19 protein-coding genes are annotated in these 22,271 nt (G+C 64.8%); 7 read left to right on the top strand and 12 right to left on the bottom strand.

What is annotated here, in order from left to right; genetic code table 11:
• Positions 1 to 346: 346 nt before the first annotated feature.
• The 8 genes from CFE35_RS11315 to CFE35_RS11280 all read right to left on the bottom strand — a co-directional run bounded on the left by CFE35_RS11315 (position 347) and on the right by CFE35_RS11280 (position 5,437).
• Positions 347 to 1,024 (bottom strand): SAM-dependent methyltransferase, encoded by a 678-nt coding sequence (locus tag CFE35_RS11315; protein ID WP_292930709.1) that lies wholly within the window; start codon positions 1,022 to 1,024, stop codon positions 347 to 349.
• A complete protein-coding gene (locus tag CFE35_RS11310) occupies positions 1,021 to 1,818 on the bottom strand; it encodes a lysophospholipid acyltransferase family protein (RefSeq protein WP_292930949.1) in 798 nt (265 codons plus the stop codon). The genes CFE35_RS11315 and CFE35_RS11310 overlap by 4 nt, the downstream gene beginning before the upstream one ends.
• Positions 1,819 to 1,864: 46 nt before the next feature.
• Positions 1,865 to 2,287, bottom strand: a complete 423-nt coding sequence (locus tag CFE35_RS11305) for a Fur family transcriptional regulator (protein ID WP_292930948.1) — start codon at positions 2,285 to 2,287, stop codon at positions 1,865 to 1,867.
• Between the two features lie 193 nt (positions 2,288 to 2,480).
• Positions 2,481 to 2,924 (bottom strand): MucR family transcriptional regulator, encoded by a 444-nt coding sequence (locus CFE35_RS11300; protein ID WP_292930708.1) that lies wholly within the window; start codon positions 2,922 to 2,924, stop codon positions 2,481 to 2,483.
• Between the two features lie 175 nt (positions 2,925 to 3,099).
• The gene (locus CFE35_RS11295) at positions 3,100 to 3,543 is read right to left on the bottom strand and encodes a GNAT family N-acetyltransferase (protein WP_292930947.1); all 444 of its coding nucleotides are present in this window, start codon (positions 3,541 to 3,543) and stop codon (positions 3,100 to 3,102) included.
• A 52-nt stretch (positions 3,544 to 3,595) separates the two neighbouring features.
• A complete protein-coding gene (tsaB, locus tag CFE35_RS11290; protein WP_292930707.1) occupies positions 3,596 to 4,228 on the bottom strand; it encodes a tRNA (adenosine(37)-N6)-threonylcarbamoyltransferase complex dimerization subunit type 1 TsaB in 633 nt (210 codons plus the stop codon).
• Between the two features lie 12 nt (positions 4,229 to 4,240).
• Positions 4,241 to 4,831, bottom strand: coding sequence for a malonic semialdehyde reductase (locus tag CFE35_RS11285; protein WP_292930706.1), 591 nt, complete (start codon positions 4,829 to 4,831; stop codon positions 4,241 to 4,243).
• Between the two features lie 24 nt (positions 4,832 to 4,855).
• Positions 4,856 to 5,437, bottom strand: a complete 582-nt coding sequence (locus CFE35_RS11280) for a NifU family protein (RefSeq protein ID WP_292930705.1) — start codon at positions 5,435 to 5,437, stop codon at positions 4,856 to 4,858.
• Between the two features lie 116 nt (positions 5,438 to 5,553).
• On the opposite strand from CFE35_RS11280, the gene CFE35_RS11275 reads away from it, so the two are divergent.
• The 3 genes from CFE35_RS11275 to CFE35_RS11265 all read left to right on the top strand — a co-directional run bounded on the left by CFE35_RS11275 (position 5,554) and on the right by CFE35_RS11265 (position 10,566).
• The gene (locus CFE35_RS11275) at positions 5,554 to 6,099 is read left to right on the top strand and encodes an FKBP-type peptidyl-prolyl cis-trans isomerase (RefSeq protein WP_292930704.1); all 546 of its coding nucleotides are present in this window, start codon (positions 5,554 to 5,556) and stop codon (positions 6,097 to 6,099) included.
• Positions 6,100 to 6,191: 92 nt separating this feature from the next.
• Positions 6,192 to 9,095, top strand: a complete 2,904-nt coding sequence (locus CFE35_RS11270; RefSeq protein ID WP_292930703.1) for a M16 family metallopeptidase — start codon at positions 6,192 to 6,194, stop codon at positions 9,093 to 9,095.
• A gap of 97 nt (positions 9,096 to 9,192) precedes the next feature.
• Positions 9,193 to 10,566, top strand: a complete 1,374-nt coding sequence (locus CFE35_RS11265) for a class II 3-deoxy-7-phosphoheptulonate synthase (protein ID WP_292930702.1) — start codon at positions 9,193 to 9,195, stop codon at positions 10,564 to 10,566.
• Between the two features lie 199 nt (positions 10,567 to 10,765).
• Here CFE35_RS11265 and CFE35_RS11260 read toward each other — a convergent pair whose 3' ends face one another.
• Positions 10,766 to 11,728 carry a TauD/TfdA family dioxygenase gene (locus CFE35_RS11260; protein WP_292930701.1) on the bottom strand — a complete coding sequence of 321 codons (963 nt, stop codon included), beginning with the start codon at positions 11,726 to 11,728 and terminating at the stop codon, positions 10,766 to 10,768.
• Positions 11,729 to 11,799: 71 nt separating this feature from the next.
• Here CFE35_RS11260 and CFE35_RS11255 point away from each other — a divergent pair, with 71 nt between their 5' ends.
• The 3 genes from CFE35_RS11255 to CFE35_RS11245 all read left to right on the top strand — a co-directional run bounded on the left by CFE35_RS11255 (position 11,800) and on the right by CFE35_RS11245 (position 16,180).
• Positions 11,800 to 12,756 carry a hypothetical protein gene (locus tag CFE35_RS11255; RefSeq protein ID WP_292930700.1) on the top strand — a complete coding sequence of 319 codons (957 nt, stop codon included), beginning with the start codon at positions 11,800 to 11,802 and terminating at the stop codon, positions 12,754 to 12,756.
• 89 nt (positions 12,757 to 12,845) lie between these two features.
• Positions 12,846 to 14,849 carry a prolyl oligopeptidase family serine peptidase gene (locus tag CFE35_RS11250; RefSeq protein WP_292930699.1) on the top strand — a complete coding sequence of 668 codons (2,004 nt, stop codon included), beginning with the start codon at positions 12,846 to 12,848 and terminating at the stop codon, positions 14,847 to 14,849.
• Between the two features lie 53 nt (positions 14,850 to 14,902).
• Positions 14,903 to 16,180: an amidohydrolase family protein gene (locus CFE35_RS11245; RefSeq protein WP_292930698.1), complete on the top strand. Its 1,278-nt coding sequence runs from the start codon at positions 14,903 to 14,905 to the stop codon at positions 16,178 to 16,180.
• 23 nt (positions 16,181 to 16,203) lie between these two features.
• Here the strand turns inward: CFE35_RS11245 and CFE35_RS11240 are convergent, their stop codons facing one another.
• Positions 16,204 to 17,550, bottom strand: a complete 1,347-nt coding sequence (locus tag CFE35_RS11240; RefSeq protein ID WP_292930697.1) for a DUF1501 domain-containing protein — start codon at positions 17,548 to 17,550, stop codon at positions 16,204 to 16,206.
• A 12-nt stretch (positions 17,551 to 17,562) separates the two neighbouring features.
• Positions 17,563 to 19,341, bottom strand: coding sequence for a DUF1800 family protein (locus tag CFE35_RS11235; RefSeq protein ID WP_292930696.1), 1,779 nt, complete (start codon positions 19,339 to 19,341; stop codon positions 17,563 to 17,565).
• A gap of 298 nt (positions 19,342 to 19,639) precedes the next feature.
• Here CFE35_RS11235 and CFE35_RS11230 point away from each other — a divergent pair, with 298 nt between their 5' ends.
• Positions 19,640 to 21,397: an amidohydrolase family protein gene (locus CFE35_RS11230; RefSeq protein ID WP_292930695.1), complete on the top strand. Its 1,758-nt coding sequence runs from the start codon at positions 19,640 to 19,642 to the stop codon at positions 21,395 to 21,397.
• A gap of 17 nt (positions 21,398 to 21,414) precedes the next feature.
• Here the strand turns inward: CFE35_RS11230 and CFE35_RS11225 are convergent, their stop codons facing one another.
• Positions 21,415 to 22,251, bottom strand: a complete 837-nt coding sequence (locus CFE35_RS11225; protein WP_292930694.1) for an enoyl-CoA hydratase/isomerase family protein — start codon at positions 22,249 to 22,251, stop codon at positions 21,415 to 21,417.
• Between the last annotated feature and the right edge of the window lie 20 nt (positions 22,252 to 22,271).

Genomic DNA, 22,271 nt, shown 5'->3' with positions numbered 1-22,271 from the left:
TATCTATACTTGCCGCCGTGATATGTTGCATTTTTGCGAAGATTTATTTAAGTTATTGTATTGAGGGTAATATATAATAATACGATGGATCATCGATAGGCAGCCGGGCGGATCGGCTCACTCAGCAATGGTGCCGTTTTTGCAGTGACCTGCCGGGATCGCTGGGAAATTGGCGCCAGAAATGCAGGAAACGCTGCTGGAGGAGGGCGTTGCCCCTCAGCAGCGATCCCGCACCTGCGCAGATGAAGCTGGTGCAGCCTCAGCTGGTCCGAATCGGACATGCCGTCGCTGGCCTGATTTCAGCCGCGCGGACAAACAGTCGTTCTGGGTGGCTCTTGCGCTGCGCTCAGCGCCGCGTGATGCAATAGACCGAGGCGGGCGGCACATTGCGCCAGACGCGCGCGGTGCGGCGGGCGATGAGGCCAAGGCGCGCCTTCAGATGATCCCGCACCGGGCAGCGCGGGCCGTAGGTGAACTGGTAGAATTCCGCATCCGGCGTGGAAACGGCAAAGGCGGCTGCAAGGATCCGTTCCACTTCATCAGCGGGGAAGTTGAGCAGCGGCAGGCCGCTGACCACGGCGGCCGGGCGGCGGCCTTCGAGCAGATCGGGCGTGATGCTGCCCGCCTTGCAGCACAGTACCAGCGCCTGCGGGAATGCGCTGCGCAGCCGGCCGGCGAGCATCGGATCGAGTTCGACCAGCACGAGATCGGTCTCGGCCACGCCGCGCGCCAGCAGCGCGCGCGTGAACACGCCGGTGCCCGGCCCGAGTTCCAGCACCGGACCTGCTGCCGGATCAATCGCCGCGGTGATTGCGGTGGCCAGCGCGGGGCCGCTGACGAATCCGCCGAAGCGGCGCGGATTGGCCACGAAGCGGCCCAGCCCGAGCAGCGCTTCGGGCGGGCCTTTGCGCTTCAGCTTCAGGCTTCGCGGATGACGCCGCACCTTGCGGCGCACGGCCGAAGCCATCTTGTTGACCATTTCACGCGGGCGGCGTGTGAGCGCTGGCTTCAGCTTTAGCTTCATGCCGCGCTTTTCGCCGCTTCATAGCGCACGGAGCCGACATCGAATGCGAACGGGCGGAGCGGTTCGCCTAGCGCGGCTTCGAGCGCGGGTTCGATGCGGCGGCGCGCTTCGGCGGCGATGGCCTTGCGGCCAGCGAGGCCCTGGGGGTCGAACGGCTCGAGGAAGTGGACCTCCAGACGGAACGAGCCCCGGCGCGAGAGGATGCGCTTGCTGTTGGAAATACCGTCTTCGGTGCCGATCCATCCGATCCATTCGGCAACCTGCCCATAATCGAGCACGACCGGCTGCACCATCACGCCCGGCGGCGGCGGTTCGAGCACGCGCAGCATCGAGGTCTTGAACGGGAGCAGCGATTTGCCATCGGTGCAGGTGCCTTCGGGGAACACGGTGATCGACCAGTTGTCGGCCAGCGCTTCCTTCAGGCGGTTGATCTGGTCGGCCACACCCATCCGATCTTCGCGGCTGACGAACACGGTGCGGTTCATACGCGCCAGCCAGCCGACGACCGGGGCCTGCGACAGTTCGGCCTTGGCCACGAATGCGGTGCCGCTCGCGCCGCCGAGCGCAAGGATATCGACCCACGAGAGGTGGTTGGAAATGTAGAATACATCGCGCTTGAGCGGCACGCCGTGGACCCGGACCCGCGCGCCGATGATCCGCGCCGCAATGAACAGGAACAACTTGGGGAAGGGCGAGCCATAATGCACGATGCGGTAGAGGTAGTGCAGCGGCACGCAGATCAGCATGGTGACCACGAGGGCAATTCCGCGCAGCACGATCCGCATCCAGCCCATCCAGGTGACGGGCGCGCCGCGTTCCGGCCCCACCTTGCGGCGGGCCCTACGCCTCGCGATCAGACTTGACACCATAAAGCTCCATGCGGTGGTCAACGAGGCGATAGCCGAGCCGTTCGGCAATCTGGCGTTGCAGCGCTTCCAGTTCGGGATCGACGAATTCGATCACCCGGCCGGTTTCGACATCGATCAGATGGTCGTGGTGCGCCTCGGGCGTTGCCTCATACCGGGCGCGGCCATCGCCGAAATCGTGGCGATCGAGGATGCCCGCTTCTTCGAACAGGCGGACGGTGCGATAAACCGTGGCGATGGAAATGCGCGGATCGCGCGCCGCGGCGCGTTCATGCAGCTTCTCGACATCGGGGTGATCGCTGCTTTCAGAGAGCACTTGCGCAATCACGCGGCGCTGCTCGGTGATCCTGAGACCCCGTTCGGTGCAAAGCGCTTCGATGTCGATTGCCTGATGCAAGGGTGCGGCCCATCCGGTTAGCTTGGAGTGCAGCATAGTTTGCTGCGCCAATTCTTCAACCGGCGCGCAGACGATTTGCGCGTGGGTTCATGTTCCGGCGGGGGAAAACGCAAAAGCGGCGGGGCGGCCGCGCCATGAAGCGCGCCGCCCCGCCGTCTTTCAGGGCCGACCAGCGATGGCCGGCGCAGGCGGTTCAGCCGGCAACCTTGGCGGGGCGGCCGCGCTTGGGCGCAGGCTTGCGGCCCAGGCCGATCTTCTTGGCCAGTTCGCGGCGCTTTTCGGCATAGGCCGGTGCGACCATCGGATAGTCAGCCGGCAGATTCCAGCGCGTCCGATACTGTTCGGGGGTCATGTTGTAGCGCGTCATCAAGTGGCGCTTCAGCATCTTGAGCTTCTTGCCATCTTCAAGGCAGACGATGTGATCGTTCTTCACCGAAGCGCGGATCGAAACGGCCGGTTCCGGCATCGGTTCGGCGGCGGGCTGGGTCGGATTCAGGCCCGCAAGCGCGGCGTAGACATTGCTGATCAGCACCGGCAGGTCGTTTACGGCGACGCTGTTGTTGCTGACGTGGGAGGACACGATATCGGAGGTCAACGTGATCAGCGTTTCCCGCATGTCGTTTTCGATTTCACTCATCGTACGGATACCTTCTAGGGTTGTTATCTTGTCATTGCCTAATCAAGGCTTGCAGCGACCAGAGTAGACCACACCGCATATACGCTTGTGTATCGGCGTTACAACCATTTCGGAGTGAGAATGACCTTTTCGTGTCCGATTTTTCATAAACGCGGCGAAATGCCCGTAAATATGCCTAATTATCGATGATAATCAGTTCCTGGCTCAGCGCATCGAGCCGCTCGCCGCTGGCAGTGCGGTAGTAACCCGTCCTTACGCCGATAGTCCGAAAGCCAAATCCTGCGTACAACTTGCCCGCAGGATTGTTCCGGCGCATTTCGAGAAACAGCCGGCGGATACCTCGGGTAGTTGCGCCAGCAATCACCGCCTTGAGCAGCGCAGCGCCCAGGCCCTTGCCACGGTACTCGGGCAGTACTGCAAAGAGCAGCAATTCCTCCTCATCGAATATGCTCCGCAACAGGGCAAATCCGGCGACCGGTTCTTCTGGCGGCGGAGCGATCGATCCGTCTGCGCCGATCAGGCAATAGCGCGTGCCGGTCAGCAGCAGCGAGTCCGAGACCTGGCGGCGGTTCCACGCCTCGCCATATTCTGGCGCGAAAGCCCTGCCCATGACCTCCATGATGCGGTCGATATCGTCGCCGCAATCTGCCGGGCCGTAGCTCACGCCGGGCTCATGCCGCCGGTTGGGTTGCGGCGGGCAGGCGCGCATCGGGCGCGCGGCCATAGCGGGGCAGTGGATCGGGGCGCAGCGCCGCCGAGCCGAGCAGCGCAAAGGCGCGGGCATCGGGCCACAGCGGGTGGGCTGCCGCGCCTGCGCCGCGCCGCGCCGCCAAGGCTTCGGCCTGACTGCCGACCACAATCCCTGCCGCCGAATGCGCCGCGGCCGCTTCGGGCAGCAGGGAGGCCGTTTCGGCCAGCGCTGCGCCATTGGCGGCGAAGGGCTGGAAAAACCATTCGCCGTGCCCGCCGCTCATCACCACGTCGATCGCCGCGTCAGGATTTGCCGCGCGCGCCATGGCGGCAACGAGTGCGAGGCAGGAATAGCCTTCGATCGGCACCTGCCATGCCAGCGCCAGCGCGCGCGCGGCGGCCAGCCCCACGCGGATGCCGGTGAAGCTGCCCGGCCCGGCATTGACGGCGATGGCATCGGCCCGGCCTTTGCCCGGCAGCGCCGCGATCATCGGCACGAGTTGTTCGGCATGGCCGCGCCCGAGCATGGCGTGCGTGCCCGCGATCAATTCCGCGCCATCGAACAAGGCCACCGAGCAGGCCTCGGTCGCGCTGTCGATTACCAGCCGGCGCAAGGGGCCCGCGCCTCAGGCCAGCGTGTTGAACGTGGCGAAATCGGGCCGGGGACTGCGATCGAAGATCGTGGCCGTATCGCCGTAGCCCAGCGTGGAGATGAAGTTCGAGCGCACGCTCGTCCCCGCGAAGAAGGCGGCATCGACCGCGGCGTTGTCAAACCCCGACATGGGGCCGGTATCGAGCCCGAGCATGCGCGCGGCGACGATGAAATAGGCGCCCTGCAGCGTGGAATTGCGCATGGCCGAAGCCTCGCGCAGTGGCGCGCTTCCGGCGAACCAGCTTTTTGCATCGGCATGGGGGAACAGCCAGGGCAGCTGCTCGTGGAATTCAAGGTCCATGCCGATGATCACGGTGACCGGCGCGGCAAGGATCTTGGGGCCATTGGTGCCGCCGGCGCAGGCTGCCAGCTTGGCCTTGGCCTCGGCGCTGGTGCACCACACGAGCCGCGCGGGCATCTGGTTGGCCGAAGTCGGCCCCATCTTCATCAGATCCCAGATCGCGTGGAGCTGGGTTTCTGTCACCGGCTTGTCGAGATAACCGTTGAAGCTGCGGGCGGTGCGGAAGACGCGGTCGAGTGCGGCGTCGTCAAGCGGCTGAGACATGGAGCAGTAACCTTGAAATGCAGTTCAGGCGGCGCGGACTTCGCTGACTTCGGGCACATAGTGCTTGAGCAGCGATTCAATGCCGTTCTTGAGTGTGGCGGTGGAGGAAGGGCAGCCAGAGCAGGCGCCCTGCATCTTAAGATAGACCACCCCTTCACGGAAGCCGCGATAGATGATGTCACCGCCATCGTTCGCCACGGCGGGGCGCACGCGGGTTTCGATGAGGTCCTTGATCTGATCGACGATTTCGGCGTCGGCCGGATCATCGCCGTAATGCGTGTCGTCGTCCGCTTCGCCCGGCACCACGAAATCCGCGCCCGCCGACGTGAACAGCGGGGCCTGCGCCACGAAGTGATCGAGCAACAGCGCCAGCACTTGCGGCTTCAGGCTCGACCATTCCGAGCCCGGCGCAATGGTGACCGCAATGAAATCGCGCCCGAACAGCACACCCGTCACGTCGCCCAGCGCAAACAGCACTTCGGCCAGCGGGGAAGCCGCTGCCGCCTCGGGCGAAGTGAACTCACGCGTGCCGGTGGCCATGACGATCTCGCCCGGCAGGAACTTGAGCGTGGCGGGGTTCGGGGTGGTTTCGGTTTCGATGAACATGTCCCAGCATGTAGGCTGCAGCGGTTGGGGGTCAAGGGGAGACGAGGGGAGATTCGCCCCAGTGCGGCCTGTTTCCATGCTGGTAGCTGTAACATCGCTGGTTTATGGGGCCGCGCATGAGCAACCAGCCCCGCGGCCTTCGCCGAATCGCCCTTTCCGTAACTCTTGCCGCTCTCGCTGCCGTGCCGTCGCTGGCGGCGGCGCAGGCTGCCGCGCCTACGGCAGATATCCTGCCCGTGCCGCTCCAACCGGTGGTGCCTGCCGCGCAGCGCGTGTGCAGCGCAGCGACCGCCTCGGGCCTTGGCACCCGCGTGCTGCGTGATGCGCAGGCCGCAAAGCCCGCCAGGGGGGATTACGTGCTGGTGAATTACATCGGCTATCTGGCCGCCGATGGCACGGTTTTCGATCAGAACGTGACGCAGGCCTTCTCGACCGGCGCGGTGATCAAGGGCTTTTCCGAAGGCCTCCTGCTGATGAACAAGGGCAGTGTCTGGCGCTTCTGCATCCCTGCCGCGCTTGGCTATGGCGAGAAGGCCACTGGCCCGATCCCGGCCAATTCCGATCTCGTGTTCCAGGTCGAACTGGTAGACTTCAAGAGCGAGGCAGAAGTCACCGCGCTGCGCGCAGCGGCTGAAAAGCAGGGCGATCAGCCGAAAAACTGATGCCGTTTGCGGCTTGAGCGAATACCTTCTGCGGGCGGACGTGAAGGACCTATTCACTGGTCCTTCATTTCTTGCCGCCTTATAGAGCGGGCATGGCCTTTCTGTCCCGGTTCGCTCCGCGCACGCCCCGCGCGCTCTCTCCCGTTCTTGCCGCCGTACTGATCGGCCTGCTGGCTGGGCCAGCGCTGGCGGAAGCCCCGGCAAAGGCTCCGGCGCCGCGGGCGGCAAGTGGAGTGGTCCCGTGGCTCTACCGCGGCAGCGATGTGCCCCAGGACAAGGCGTGGATCTTCGGCGTCCTGCCCAATGGCCTGCGCTATGCCGTGCGGCGCAACGGGGTGCCGCCGGGCCAGATTTCGGTGCGGGTGCTGGTCGATGCGGGCTCGCTTTATGAGACAGAGCCGCAGCGCGGCTATGCCCACCTGATCGAGCACCTGACGTTCCGCGATTCGAAGTACCTCAAGGCAGGTGAGGCGATCCCCGCGTGGCAGCGCCTCGGCGCCACCTTCGGCAGCGATACCAATGCCGAGACGAGCCCGACCCAGACCGTCTACAAGCTCGACATTCCCGATATTTCGTCTGCCAAGTTGGATGAAACCTTCCGCCTGCTTTCGGGCATGATCACCGCGCCCGTCTTCACCGATGTGGGCGTGAAAACCGAAGTGCCGATCGTGCTGGCGGAAATGCGCGAACGCTCCGGCCCGCAGACGCGCATTCTCGATGGCACGCGCGCCTTGTTCTTTGCCGGGCAGCCGCTCGGCAGCCGCTCGCCCATCGGCACTGAGGAAACGCTGAACGCGGCCACCCCGGCCAAGGTCAAGGCGTTCCACGATGCGTGGTACCGGCCCGACAATGCGGTAATCGTGGTGGCGGGCGATGCCGATCCGCAGGCCATGATCACGCATATCAAGCAGTGGTTCGGCACATGGAAGGGCACCGGCAAACGCCCGCCCCAGCCCGATTTCGGCGCGCCCAAGCCGCCCGCTGCCGCTGATCCGGCCAATCCGGTGGGCGACGCCAAGGTGATGGTCGAGCCCGATCTGCCGCGCGTGTTCAACTATGCCGTCCTGCGCCCGTGGCACAAGGTCAACGATACCATCGTCTATAACCAGGGCCTGATGATCGACCGGCTGGGCCTTGCGATCATCAACCGCCGGATCGAAGGCCGTGCGCGCGCCGGTGGCAGCTATCTTGCCGCCTCGGTCGAACAGCAGCGCCTGAGCCGTTCGGCGGACGCCACGCTGGTGACCGTCACCCCGCTGACCGACGACTGGAAAGCGGCGGTCACGGATGTCCGCGCGGTGATCGCCGATGCGCTCGCCACCCCGCCGACCGAAGAGGAAATCCAGCGCGAGGTTGCCGAGTTCGACGTGGCGTTCAAGGTCCCGGTGGAAACGCAGGAAACGCTGGCCGGATCGAAGCTGGCGGACGACATCACCGATGCGGTTGACATCCGCGAAACGGTGGCCAATCCCGATACCGTCTACAGCATCTTCCGTTCGTCGATCCCGCTGTTCACGCCCGCAGCAGTGCTGGAACACACCCGCGCGCTGTTCAAGGGCACGGTGATACGCCCGGTTCTGGTCACGCCCAAGGCCACCGACGGCACCGAGGCAGACTTGCGCGCTGCACTGCTTGCGCCGGTGGTGCCATCATCGGCCAGCCGCCTTGCCGCCAGTTCATTGAGCTTCAAGGACCTGCCGCCGATTGGTGAGCCGGGCAAGCTGACCAACGCCGAAGGCACCAGCCTGCTGGGTATCGAGCGGGTCGAACTGTCCAACGGCGTGAAGGCGCTGCTCTGGTCGAACGAGGCGGAACCGGGCCGCGTGATCGTGCGCGTGCATTTCGGCGGCGGCTATTCGGTGATCGACCCGAAGGATGCGGTCTACGCCTCGCTGGGCGAGACGGCGCTGATGGACACCGGTTTCGGCAACGTCGGGCGTGAAGAACTGGACCGGCTGGCGACAGGCCGCAAGCTCAGCCTCGATTTCGATATCGAGGATACCAGCTTCAAGATGTCGGCCGATACGCGGCCCGCAGACCTTGCCGACCAGCTCTATCTCTTCGCCGCCAAGCTCGCGATGCCGCGCTGGGATGCCAATCCTGTGGTGCGCGCGCAGGCCGCAGCCCGCCTTGCCTATGAAGCGACCAATGCTTCGGCGGCGTCCGTCATGCAGCGCGATGCGGGCTGGCTGCTCAAGGATGGCGATCCGCGCTATGCCACGCCCACGCCTGCCGAAATGTCGCGCGCCAATCCCGAAGGTTTCCGCCGCGTGTGGTCCGCGCTGCTCAAGCAGGGGCCGATCGAGATCGACATTTTCGGAGATTTCAACCGTGACGAGACGATTGCCGCGCTGGAGCGCACGTTCGGCGCACTGCCGCAGCGCGATCCGCTCCCCGCGACGGGCTTTGCCCCGCGGCTGCCCGAACCGGTGGGCGATCCGCTCACGCTGACGCACCACGGCGATGCCAATACTGCCGCAGCGCTGGTCGCCTGGCCCACAGGCGGCGGCAATGCGGGCATCCACGAATCGCGCCAGCTCGATCTTCTCGCACAGGTGTTCAACAACCGCCTGTTCGATGCGATGCGCGAGAAGATCGGCGCGAGCTATGCGCCGCAAGTCTCGTCCAACTGGCCGCTCGATCTGCCTTCGGGCGGATACCTTGCCGCCACCACCCAGCTGCGCCCGGGCGATCTGCCCGCGTTCTTTGCGGCGAGCGACCGCATCGCGGCAGAACTGGCGAGCAGCCCGCCCACGGCGGACGAAGTTGCGCGCGTGACCGAGCCGATGAAGCAGCTGATCACCCGCGCCAGCACCGGCAACGGGTTCTACATGTACCAGCTCGAAGGCGGCGCGCTCATGCCGGAAAAGTTCGGCCAGATCCGCTCGATCCTCTCGGACTACAGCGCGATCACGCCGGACCGCTTGCAGGCGCTGGCCAAGCGCTATCTGCTGCCGGGCAAGGCGTGGCGCATGCGGATCGTGCCGGGGAAGTAGGCAACTGCGCGGGGCGGCAGCAGGCCGCCGCCCCAAACCTTTGCAATTCCGGCACGGCGGGGCTAAACGCGCGCGTTCTTTGATGAAGGCGAGTACCGTGGCAAATAACTGGAATGCGAACAGCTGGCGCGCGGCAGAGGCCAAGCACCTGCCCACTTATCCCGATACGGCGAAGCTCGCCGCGGTCGAGGAAACGCTGACCCGGTTTCCGCCGCTGGTCTTTGCAGGCGAGGCGCGCGCGCTGAAGGCTGATCTCGCGCAGGTGGCGGCGGGTAAGGGTTTCCTGCTTCAGGGCGGGGACTGCGCTGAAAGCTTTGCCGAGTTCCACCCCAACAATATCCGCGACACGTTCCGTGTGCTGCTGCAGATGGCGGTTGTGCTGACCTTCGCGGGCAAGCAACCGGTGGTGAAGGTGGGCCGCATGGCCGGCCAGTTCGCCAAGCCGCGTTCCTCGCCGGTCGAGAAGATCGGCGATGTCGAACTGCCGAGCTATCTGGGCGACAACATCAACGGCATCGAGTTCACCCCCGAAAGCCGCATTCCCGATCCGGAGCGGATGCTGCGCGCCTATTCGCAGGCTGCCGCAACGCTCAATCTGCTGCGCGCCTTCTCCACCGGCGGCTATGCCAATCTGCGGCAGGTCCACCAGTGGACGCTCGACCATATCGGCAAGAGCCCGTGGGCCGCGAAGTTCAGCGAAACTGCGGACAAGATCGGCGAGGCGCTCGATTTCATGGAGGCCTGCGGGGTCAACCCCAGCACCGTGCCGCAGCTCCAGGGCACCACGTTCTACACCAGCCACGAAGCGCTACTGCTCCAGTACGAGCAGGCGATGACGCGGCAGGATTCGCTCACCGGCCAGTGGTACGACACCAGCGCGCACATGCTGTGGATCGGCGACCGGACGCGTTTCGAAGGTTCGGCGCATGTCGAGTTCCTGCGCGGCGTGGGCAATCCCATCGGCATGAAGTGCGGGCCAAGCCTGTCGCCGGATGCGCTGCTGCGGATGCTCGATACGCTGAACCCGGGCCGCGAGCCGGGCCGCATGACGCTGATCAGCCGCTTCGGGCATGACAAGGTCGAAGCAGGCCTCCCGCCGCTCGTCCGCGCCGTGGCGCGCGAAGGGCACCCGGTGGTGTGGAGCTGCGATCCGATGCACGGCAACGTGATCAAGGCGGACAACGGCTACAAGACGCGTCCGTTCGACCGCATCCTGAGCGAAGTGAAGGGCTTCTTCGCCGTTCACCGCGCCGAGGGCACCCATGCGGGCGGCATCCATATCGAGATGACCGGGCAGGACGTGACCGAATGCACTGGCGGCGCGATTGCGATCACGCAGGACGCGCTGGGCGACCGTTACCACACGCATTGCGATCCGCGCCTCAATGCGGCGCAATCCATCGAGCTGGCGTTCACGCTGGCCGAAGCGCTCAATCTGGAGCGTGCTGAGCGGAAAGCGGAAGCGGCCTGACCCCTCCGTCAGCCCTGCGGGCTGCCACCTCCCCGTTTGCGACTTCGTCGAAAACAGGGAGGACCATTTTTGCCCTCCCCATTTTTACCTGAGCTTGTCGAAGGGGCAAATGGGCCAAGGCGTTCTTCCTGATCCTCCCCATTTTCACGAAGTGCAAATGGGGAGGTTGCCCGCCGCAGGCGGGTCGGAGGGGGCCTTTCTATCCCATCGGCGGCAATGGCGGCCGGAAATCCGCCCGCCGCCACGGCGCGTCCGGCATTTCCTCCGCATCGGGCAGAGCATAGCGCAAATAGCCGAAGAACGTCGCGATGGTCCGCTCTGCCGCATCCACGATGGCGCGCCGCCCATGCAGGAAGCGCGTGTTATCCAGCATCAGCACGTCGCCCGCTTGCCAGCGCACTTCGGCGGTGAGCGCTTCTCCGGTGGCACGGATCGCCTGAAGCCAGTCCTCCGGCACCGGGGTCAGGTCATCGAGCAGCGGGAAATTGCCGCGCCCGTTGTTGAACCGCGCAAACAGCAGGAAATTGCCGAACGCCGGGCCATCGGCGAACATCGGCTTGTGCAGCGCGGGACGCGAAAACTCGCGCGCGATGCGGCCATCGGGCAGGCGCCAGAACCGGTAGGGCACGGCGCGCGGCGGGTTGGCGAGCAGGGCATCGTCCGGTGTATCGGTGCCCAGCCAGAAGCGCAGCAATTGCGGCCACACGCCCATCACGTGGATCAGCCGCCGCTCCGTGAGCCCCTGCCGCACCGCATCCGGCAGCGCGGCGGCCAGCGCAACCCCGTCGCACAGCGTGGTCTCGCCTCCTGTGCCCGGCGGGCTGAGGCAACCGAACAGCGCGGCATCGGGCTTCCACGGCTCGCGCGCCAGTTCGGGGTGGAGCGCAAAGGCATTGGTGCCGCCGTCCACACCCTGCACCGAATGCGCGGCATCGAGCACGGCGCGGCCCGGCGTTTCGTTGATCACGGCAGTGGGGCAATGGACGCGGGCAAAGCGGCGGAAGGCTTCGAGGTCTGCGCTGAAGCCGCGCAGCAGCAGTGCGCCGTGGGCCTTGTAGGCGGCTTCCACCAGCGCCGGATCGAGCGCGCCCAATCGCTCGCCGCCCGCAGGCGTGATGACCGCATAGGGGCGGCCGGGCGCGGGAGGATCGATCTGGGCCATCGCCTTGCCGGGTAGCCGAGCGCGGCGGCCTTTTCCATAGCCCGGCGCGCAAACCGGGCTATGCTGCGCGGATGCCGCCCAGCCTTACGGACATTGCCGCCTCGCCCGATCACTATCTGCATTCCTTCGAAGGGGCAGACGCCGTGATCGCGGCGATGGACCGTGCGGCCTATGCGCGCTCTATCTTCCTCGATGCGCGGATTTCTCCGGCCGCTGATGCCGCCATGCGGGTTCCGGCAGCCGCTCTGGCACAGGCCGCGCCGCCGCCGCAGACCACGGCATGGATATTCCACGTGGCGCATTGCGGCTCCACCCTGCTCGCCCGCGCGCTGGAAGCGGTCTCCACCGGCCTCGTGCTGCGCGAGCCGATGGCGCTGCGCCAACTGGCCTTCGCGTCCGATCTGGCGCGGCTGCGGCTGGTGCTGGCCATGCTGGCGCGGCGCTATGGCGGGGAGGAGCCGACGCTGATCAAGGCCAATGTGCCGGTCAATGCGCTGCTGCCCGCCATTGCCGCCGCAGACCCGGCGGCCCCGGCGGTGTTCCTGCATCTCGGGCTGGAGGACTACGCCCTCGCCGTGCTGCGCAGCCCGCAGCATCGCGGCTGGGTGCGCCAGATCGCCGCCCAGTTTGCGGGCGCTGCGCCGGGTGCGAGTGATGCAGCCTGCCTTGCCGCGCTGTGGCTGTGGCAGATGCGCGGCTTTGCGGCGGCGCTCGATGCCATGCCCCGTGCCTGCACGCTCGATGCCGAGCGCTTCTATGCCGAACCCGCGGGCGTGCTGACCGCGCTGGCTCCCCGGCTGGGGCGGACAGCCGATCCGGCGCGGATTGCCGAAGTGGCGGCAGGCCCGCTGTTCAACACCTATTCCAAGCGCCCCGGCGTGGCGTTTGACAATGCCGCGCGGCTGGAACGGCGCGCGGCGCTGGCCGGGGAATTGGCGGGAGAACTGGCCGAAGTGCGCGCTGAGGTTCGGCGTGCTGCGCCCGATCTGGCGGACCTTGAAGCGCGCCTTGTGAAAGCTGCGCTCTGATCCGGCCAATTCAGAGTAATTGCAGGCTTGAGGGCATGGAGCCTGCGACTTAGCCTGCAGTCAGGGGATAAGGCCGGGTGGGGGGCTGCATGAAGAGTGTGTGCGATGGCAAGGCTGCGCGGGTGCTCATCGGCGTGGCGGCGGCGCTTATGCCGATGGCTGCGCTGGCCGATGCTGCATCGCCTGCGGTTTCCGCTCCTGCCGCGGCGGTTTCCTCGCCGCCGGAGAAGATTCCCACCACTGTCTTTTCGCAGCTTCCCTTCATTTCCGATCCCAAGCTCTCGCCCGATGGCAAGCAGATCGCGGCACGGGTCGCCTTGAACGGCAAGACATTGATCGGGATATTCGACCCGTTCACCGGCAAGTCGCGGATGCTCAACCCGGGCGCGAAGCTTGAGCTTAACTGGTTCCGCTGGGCCGGCAACAATCGCGTCCTCATCAGCGTGGGCGAGATCGTTTCCTGGTTCGATGACGATGCGTGGTCGACCCGGCTTATCGCGGTCGATCTCCCTACCGGCGAGCAACGCTTCATCGGTGGCAAGACCGAAGGCTTCATTGGCGATGATGTGCTCTGGGTCGATCCGGAGGGCAAGACAGTGCTGCTTTCCTATCGCGCCACGTTCTTCAGCCCTCCCCGCGTTTCCGAGATCGATCTCGCCACAAACAAGGCAAGGCAGGTCCAGGCTCCGCGCTATGGCGTGTTCAAATGGGTGGCTGATACGAGCGGTGCGGTGCGGGCCGGATGGCAATTGGACCGTTATGGCTGGAAGCTGCTTTATCGCGCCAACGAGGGCGAGAGCTTCCGCATCGTGGCCAAGGCCGCTTATGATGCGGATGATGACGATGCGAGCTTCGACGATGTTATGCGCATCTATGAGGGCAGCGACGAGGGCTATCGTATCCTGCCCAACGAGAAGACCGGGAACGACGCATTGTGGCGCTACAACTTCGCCACGCGCCAGCCGGGCGAAATGGTATTCGAGGTGCCCGGCGTCGACATCGCGGATTTCGACACGCAGGACAACAGCGCCGACCTTTACGCCGCATGGTTCACCACTGACCGGCCGCGCGCGCACTGGTTCGACCCCGAGCTTGCCAAGGTGCAGGAGGCCATCGACAAGGCGGTGAGCAGCGCCGTGGGCGACCGCGCCGCAACCATCGTGAGCTATTCGCGAGACCACAAGCGAATGCTGGTCCGTCTCGGCGGCTCGAACGATCCCGGCCGCTATTACCTTTTCGATCAGGACGACGGGGTCATGCAGCTTTTCGCGCAGGCCAACGAGAAGCTGAAGCCCAGCCAGCTGACTGCGACGCGCTACACCCGCTACAAGGCGCGCGACGGGCTGGAGATCCCTGCCTACCTCACGCTGCCCGCTGGCCGCAACGCCAGCAACCTCCCGCTCGTGATCATGCCCCATGGCGGACCGTTCGGCATCCGCGATGATGGCACTTATGACGTGGAGGTGCAGTTCCTTGCCAATCGCGGTTACGTCGTGCTGCAACCTGAGTACCGGGGGTCCGGCGGATTCGGGAAGGCATTTGGTGAAAAGGGTCAGGGCCAGTGGGGCCGCGCGATGCAGGACGATCTTGACGACGGGATGGACTGGCTCGCGAAACAGGGCACGATCGATCCCAAGCGGGTGTGCATCGTCGGCAGCTCCTATGGCGGCTATGCCGCGCTGTGGGGCGCAATCCGCAACCCGGAGCGGTATCGCTGCGCCGCGAGTTTCGCCGGCATTTCCGATCTCAAGCGCCAGATGCGGTTCTGGGACAACATGTCGGGCTCGAACAAAGCCAAATCCGAATGGCGCAAGACAGTGAAGGGCGATGACACCTTCGACCTCGCGGCGGTGTCTCCGCTTTATGCAGTCGACAAGTTGACCGTGCCGCTGCTGATGATGCACGGCGACGAGGACCAGCGCGTGCCGTACTCGCAATCGAAGCTCTATGCCGAAGCGCTTGCAAAGGCAGGCAAGGCTTATGAGTTCATAGCCCTGAAGGACGAAGGCCACGGCTTTTCCAGCGATGCCAACCTCCAGCTATGGCTCGACAAGCTGGATGCCTTTCTGGCGAAGTATAACCCGGCACCCTGAGCCGGCCTGTTGAGCACTCGCCAACCCCGCGCGGATGGGGCAGGATGCCGGGCATGATCCGCACCTTGTTTGCCGCCGCGCTTGCGCTGGCCGTTCCATCCGCGCCCGCTCTGGCCGATACGCTCTATGTTCGCGCCGGGCGTCTCGTCGATCCGGAAGCGGGCGCGGTGCTGGGGGCGCGGGTGCTGCGTGTGGAGGATGGCCGGGTGGCTGCCGTCCTGCCCGATGGTCCAGTTCCCGATGGCGCGAAAGTGCTCGATTGGTCGGCTTTCACGGTGCTGCCGGGGCTGATCGATTGCCATGTCCATCTGGCCGATACGGGGCAGACCGCCAATGTGGCCGAACCGCTGCTGCATTCGCCGATGGAGATCGCCTATATCGGCGCGCGCAATGCCCGCGCCACGCTGATGGCGGGGTTCACCACGGTCCACGATGTCGGCTCATTCCGCGCCTTTGCCGATGTGGAGCTGCGGGGTGCGATTGATCGCGGCGATGTGGCGGGGCCGCGCATGCAGGCGGTGGGCGCTTACGTCACGGTGCCGGGCGGCGGCGGGGAAGTGACCGGCTTCTCGCCCGAAGTGCGCATTCCCGATGACATGCGCGCGGGCGTGGTCAACGGGCCTGACGATACGCGCGCCAAGGTGAACTACCTGTTTCAGCACGGCGCGGATTCGATCAAGCTGATCGCCACTGGCGCGGTGCTGGCCACCGGCACCGAAGCCGGGCAGCAGGAAATGACCGAGGCGGAAATGCGCGCGGCGGTCGAAGTGGCCGCGGCGCGCAAATCGTGGGTGACGGCCCATGCCCACGGCGCGGAAGGGATTAAGGCCGCGATCCGCGCCGGGGTGCGCGCCATCGAACATGCCAGCCTGATCGACGACGAAGGCATCGCGCTGGCCAAGGCCAGGGGCGTGTGGCTCGACATGGATATCTACAACGGTGACTACATCGCAGAGGTCGGGCGCAAGGAGCACTGGCCCGAGAACTACCTGCGCAAGAACGACGAGACCACCGAAGCGCAGCGCATCGGCTTCCGCAAGGCAGCGAAGGCCGGGGTGCGGCTCTCGTTCGGCACTGACGCGGGGGTCTATCCGCACGGCGAGAACGCGCGCCAGTTCGCTTACATGGTGCGTTATGGGATGACGCCGATGCAGGCGATCCAGTCCGCAACCACCAGCGCCGCCGAACTGATGGGCTGGAGCAAGGACGTCGGCGCGCTCTCGCCCGGCCACTTTGCCGACATGATCGCGGTGCCCGGCGATCCCACCGCCGACATCACCGTGCTGACCAAGGTCGCCCACGTGATGAAGGGCGGCGAAGTGGTGCGCTAGGGTTCTCTCTCCACCCGTGCGGTTTAACTCATGAAGCCCAGATCATGCGTGTTGAAGCGGGCCAGATCGGGCAGGATATCGCCTAGCGCGCTGTCGCTAACGCCCATCCACTTGCCAAGGGTGGCAGCATATTGCGAGGCGGAGGTGGTCGGCAGCAGCGGGCCGCCATACCAGGCGGTGTCCGGACCGTTGACGCTGATCGATGGCAGTTTGCCATAGATATTCCCGCCTTTCACCGCACCGCCCATGACGAGATGGTGCGAACCCCAGCCATGATCGGTGCCGTCACCATTGGGCGTGAAGTTGCGGCCAAATTCGGATGATGTGAACAGCGTGACATTGCTGCGCATCCCGATCTTGCCAAGCATGCCATCAAAGAAGACCAGCGCATCATTGAGCTTCTTCATCAGCTGCGGATGCACGTTCTTCTGGTCGCTGTGGGTGTCGAACCCGTTCAGCTCGACATAGAACAACTGCCGCCGTGCACCGATCACACCGCTGGCCCCAATGAGCCGGGCAATCGTGCGCAGGCCGTTGGCCAGTTCGTTTGCTCCCTCGCCGGGCGTTGTGCCAAAAGTCTCATCCGGCAGAATGGCGCGGCTCATGGTGCCCGATACATTCCGGAGGCTCTCATGGGCCTGCGCGTAGGCTTTCTCGAGCAGGTTTGTTCGCCTGGCCGATCCGGTGACCGCTTGCTCGAACGGCGTTCCGGGCTCGAAATAGGGTTGGGGCACGCCATAATCTGCCACGGTGAACGCGGACGTGTTCATGCCCATCCCGAAGCGCGAGTGCCCCACCGCCGAGATGGTGGTCATCGTCGGTTGGGCATTCATGGAGGCCAGGATGTCGGCCATCCGCCCGCCCCAACCATACTCACTGGCTTCGTTGAGGCCTTCCCACATGTTGGCCTGGTCGAAATGGGAGGCCAGCAGCCGGGGCAACCTTGCCCGGCCTGTGTCAATGTCGGCCCGCGTGGTTGGCTCAAGCAGCGGGCCGACGTTGGGCACGATGGCAATGCGGCCCGCATTGTACAGCCGCTGAATGCCCGCCATTTGCGGGCTGAGGGCAATCGTGCGGCCGTTCTGCGGGCTGGGCGCGGTGATGGGCAGCAATGTTGCCCGGTCAAGCGCCAGGGATTTGCGCACTTTCGCATAGCGGGAATAGGACAGGCTGTCATAGGGCACGAAGCTGCTGAAGTTGTCGTTGCCGCCGCTGAGCGAGACGTAGACGAGCGCTTTGTAGTCAGCCGCGCTTTGCGCGGAAGCCGCGGTAATCCCGGCAAATCCCATTGCATAAGGAGAGGCGATCCCCGCGGCGGCGAAGGCGGACGCCCGGCGGAGGAACTCGCGGCGCGAGGCTGCGTGAATCATGGGCTTTTCCCTTTATTTCTGAACGACGTATTCGGCGGACGCGAGCAACACCCGCATGGCCTGCGCGAACTTGAGCTGGTTGAGCCCACCGCTGGTTTGTGCCCAGTCATCCGTGACGGCTGCCATCGAATCGCGCAGCTGCCGCTTGAGCGTGGCTGACATCTGCCCGGCCATGAAACGCTGGTTCATCTTCTCGATCAGCACAGCGGGCGCCCGCACGAGCGGCAGCCACTCGCTGTAATCGAATGTCATGGTCGGAGCCGCGGGCTGCGCTTCGCTGACATATTTGGTCAGTCCGCCGAAAACCAGCGTGGGCCAGATGAAGTCGTCGATATCGCCGATCGATGCGGGGGTCGTGATCTGCATCTCGGGCGAAACCAGATTGCGCCGGAACAGCTCGGTCCCCGCCGGTTTGAAATCGGGGTAGTAGAAGTTGAAGACGGTGTGGGCGTGGAGCGGCGCTTGCCCCAGGCCTCTGCGCCGGTAACCCTCCCAGGTCGGAATGCCGAAATCATCGCTGTCCACGCCGGTCTTGGCGTGGAATACGCGCATGATCTGGGCATAGCGCTGGATCGGTTCGCGGATGCGGCCGAACGTGGGGTCGCTCACTTTGGCGGGATCGCGCGCTTCCGGATCGAGCAGGATGGCCTTCATCACGGCCTTCATGTTGCCGCGCACATTGGCACCATCGTTGGCAAACACTGCCGAGACGCGGGCGATGTAGGCCGGGCTTGGATTGCTGGTCACAAAGCGCTGGATCAACTGCCTGCCGATGAACGGGCCGACATTGGGGTGCTTCGCGAGGCGATCCATAACAACTTTGAGATCCGCTGCCGGACTGCTTGAACCAGCCTTGATCGTGACGCCGAGAAAGCGCTTCTCCGACCAGGAGTGGTACCAGTCGGTGCCTTCCATCGCTTTGCCTTGAATCGCCGGATCAGACGGCGGCTGGCAGAAGCAATTGGTGTAGTCCCAGTCATCCTTGCTCGCGCCCTTGAACGCGAAGCCGGTGAGGGCCTTGGAAACGCCGACAACGTCCGCCTGCGTATACGTCGGGATCGGCTGCCCTTTCGCATTGAGCTTGCGGCTTCCATCCGGATTGAGCTGCCACAATCCGATCGAAAAAAGCTGCATCACCTCACGCGCAAAGTTCTGGTCAGGCTGGGTGCCGGTTACGGGATCATCGCCGCGATTGTAGAGGTTGGAGAGGAAGGCGCCCATCGACGGATTGAGCGTTACCTGCGTTAACAGGTTGCGGAATGTCGTCAGGCCAGTGGTCTGGAGAATATCGACATAGCGCGCAAGCGATCTGCCATAGTTGTAGGTTGAGTCAGTATAGCTCGAGTTTACCATGATCTGCGACATCGCAAAAAAATAGCGCTGCCTTAATTGATCGTCCTTGGTAAAGCCGATCCACATTCCCGGATGAATGATGGTGTTGTTCGAATTTTCGACAGCAGGATTGAGGCGATTGAATGCGTCTAGATGAGAGTATTGGACAGGCATGGCAAATTGCTGGTCGATCCAGGCCGAATAGCCGATCGATTGAACGAGTGCGACGTCTGCGTCCGAATAGCCGAACGTGGCCTGCTGCAGGAACCGCTCTGCGTCCTGAGCGGAAATGGCCGATTGGGCCTGAGCGGCACTTGGCGCGCTGGCTAGTGCGACGATCCCGCAACTGAGGGCGAAGGCAAGAAAGGCCCTCGTCAATCCGCGTATAACGAAAGATATTGGTCCTGCTGTCATAATCATCCCTGCGCCAGCCCGCATACTTAATACAAGCGAAAGCATATCACTATTCAATCAGGGTAATACGAAGCCCGAAATAGGGCTAGATTGAATAAGCACGTAATTGCCGTCTGCGACTGCGGATCGTCGTGTTTAACTCTCTATTCGCAGCATATTTTACCGCGCCCCCTGCCAGCGCAGGTTGGCAGGGGTTTCCGCGAGCCGCAGCCCGGCCTCCCGCACGTGGTGTTCAGCGCGGTGCCGGTCGCCACGGATGTCTTGGCGGTCTAGCGAATTTGCTGGGCGCATTGCGGCGTGCGTTGCCATAGTCTCCCGCCTGAAAACACAAGAGGAGCGGCACATGCACGATGTCATCATTCGCGGCGGCAAGATCGTCGATGGCTCGGGCGGCGCGCCGTTCATCGGGGACGTGGCGTTCAAGGACGGGGTGATCACCGAGATCGGCCCGAAGATCTCCGGCACCGCGGCCCGCGAAATCGATGCTGCGGGGCATATCGTCACGCCGGGCTGGGTGGACATCCACACGCACTATGATGGCCAGGTCAGCTGGGACGATGAACTCGCGCCGTCCTCGCACAACGGCGTGACCACGGTGGTGATGGGCAATTGCGGCGTGGGCTTCGCGCCCGTCCGCCCCGGGCAGGAAAAGGAACTGATCGAGCTGATGGAGGGGGTGGAGGACATCCCTGGCACCGCGCTTTATGAAGGGATCGAATGGGGCCGCTGGGAAAGCTTCCCCGAATACATGGACTACATCGCCTCCCGCAAATACGCGATCGATGTGGGGGCGCAGATCGCCCACGGCGCGGTGCGTTACTACGCGATGGGCGAGCGCGGGCGGACCAACGCGGACGCGACGCCTGAGGAAATCGAGCGGATCGCCGATCTGGTGGAAGAAGCCATCGCGGCGGGGGCGGTGGGCTTTTCCACTTCGCGCACCATCGGCCACCGCGCGCTGTGGGGCGAGCCGGTGCCGGGCACGTTCGCGCCGGAGGAGGAACTCCTCGCCATCGCCCGCCGCATGAAGGCGCTGGGCAAGGGCGTGATCGAGGCGATTCCGGCGGGCACCGTCGGCAAGCTGGAAGCGCTCGGCGGCGAACGCAGCGAGCCGCTGGCCGAGCTGGAGCTGTTTCGCCGCCTTTCCGAGGAAAGCGGGCGGCCGCTGACGTTCACGCTGGTGGAAATCCGCGAGTACGCGCCGGACTTGTGGCAGCAGATGCTGGACCGCTGCCGCGAGGCCAATGCGGCTGGGGCGCATCTCTTCCCGCAAGTGCCCTCGCGCATCATCGGGTTCATCCACGGGCTTTCGAGCTACCACGTGTTCATGCGGCGGCCGACGTACCTCGAAAAGCTGGCGCACTTGCCGCTGGCGGAGCGCGTGTCGGCGATGCGCGATCCCGAGATCAAGCGCCAGATCCTGTCTGAACGCGATGTGCCGCACGAAGCACCGGGTTCGATGCAGAACGTCTATGGCCTGTTCCGGCGCGGCGCCGCCAGCCTCTACCCCCTGACCGAGCCGATCAATCTGGAGGCGGAGAAGAGCGCTTCGATCGGCGCGCGGGCCAAGGCGGAAGGGCGCGATGCGCTGGAATATCTCTATGATGCGATGCTGGAGGACGAAGGCCGCGCCTTTGCCGCGCTGACGCGGGACAACCAGCCCAAGAGCCTCGCCGTGCTGGAAGACATGCTGCGCCATCCCGATACGGTGACCGGCCTTTCCGATGCGGGCGCGCATGTGACGCTGATCTGCGACGCTACGATGCCGACGACGCAGCTGAGCTACTGGACCCGCGACCGCAAGAGCGGGCCGACCCTGCCGCTGGAGTTCCTTGTCCACAAGCAGACCGCGCGCAATGCCGCGCTCTATGGCTTCAAGGATCGCGGGCTGCTGCAAGTGGGCAAGCGGGCAGACATCAACGTGATCGACTACGACAACCTGACCGTTTCACCCCACGTGGCGCACCACGATTTGCCCGCGGGCGGTACGCGGTTGATGCAGCCGGTCAGGGGCTATGCCACGACCTTCTGCAATGGCGTGATGATCCGCGAAAACGACACCGACACCGGCGCGCGCCCGGGGACGCTTGTGAGGAGCTAGGCCGCCTCAAGGGGCGCTCAAGGCGTCCCTGCAACCTCTGCGCTCAGCTCTGCAACGCGCAGTTCCGCCTCCCGCGTCTGGCCGCCGAGTTCGAGGAAGCGGCGCATTTGCGTGCGCGCGGTATCGCTGAACAGCGCGGCCTGGAACAAGCCGGATTCGATGCGGCAGCCTTCGTCCAGCGGGAGGGCGGAGGCTTCGATGGACTGCTTGGCGAGGCGGGCGGCTTCAGGCGGGAAGCTGGCGATGCGCCTTGCGAGGGCGCTGACGTGGGCTTCGATCCGGTCTGCGGGCAGCGCGCGGTTGAGCCAGCCCCACTTTTCCGCAGTTTCGGCATCGAGATCTTCGGCGCCGAGGATCACTTCGATCGCGCGGGCGCGGCCGATCAGGCGGGGGAGGCGCTGGGTGCCGGTGCCGCCGGGAAGAATGCCGATGGGCACTTCCATCTGGTTGATCACCGTCTTGCCGATGACGCCGAAGCGCATGTCGAAGCTCATCGCCAGTTCCGCGCCGCCGCCGCCGACGCGGCCTTCGATCTGGGCAATGGTGACTTTGTCCATGCGCTGAAAGCGATTGCACATGTCGTGATAGGTGTTGAGATCGCCGCTGGGCGGGGTGGGCGCGTCCGCCATCGCCAAAAGCAGCGCAACATCGAAATGCGCGAGGAAGAAATCGGGATCGGCGCTCTTGAGCACGAACACCAGCGCGGTGGGATCGGCTTCAAGCTCCATGGCCAGCGCGGCGAGTTCGCCGAACAGGTCTGCGGTGATGACGTTGATCGGCGGCGCATCGACCACGGCCGTGACCAGCGCGCCCGTCTGATGAACGTGGAGCAATTTGTAGGTGTCATAGGCCATGATGTGCGCTCCGGTTGGTT

The organism is Novosphingobium sp. PASSN1 (assembly GCF_002278815.1).
This window is presented reverse-complemented; position numbering and strand designations above follow the sequence as displayed.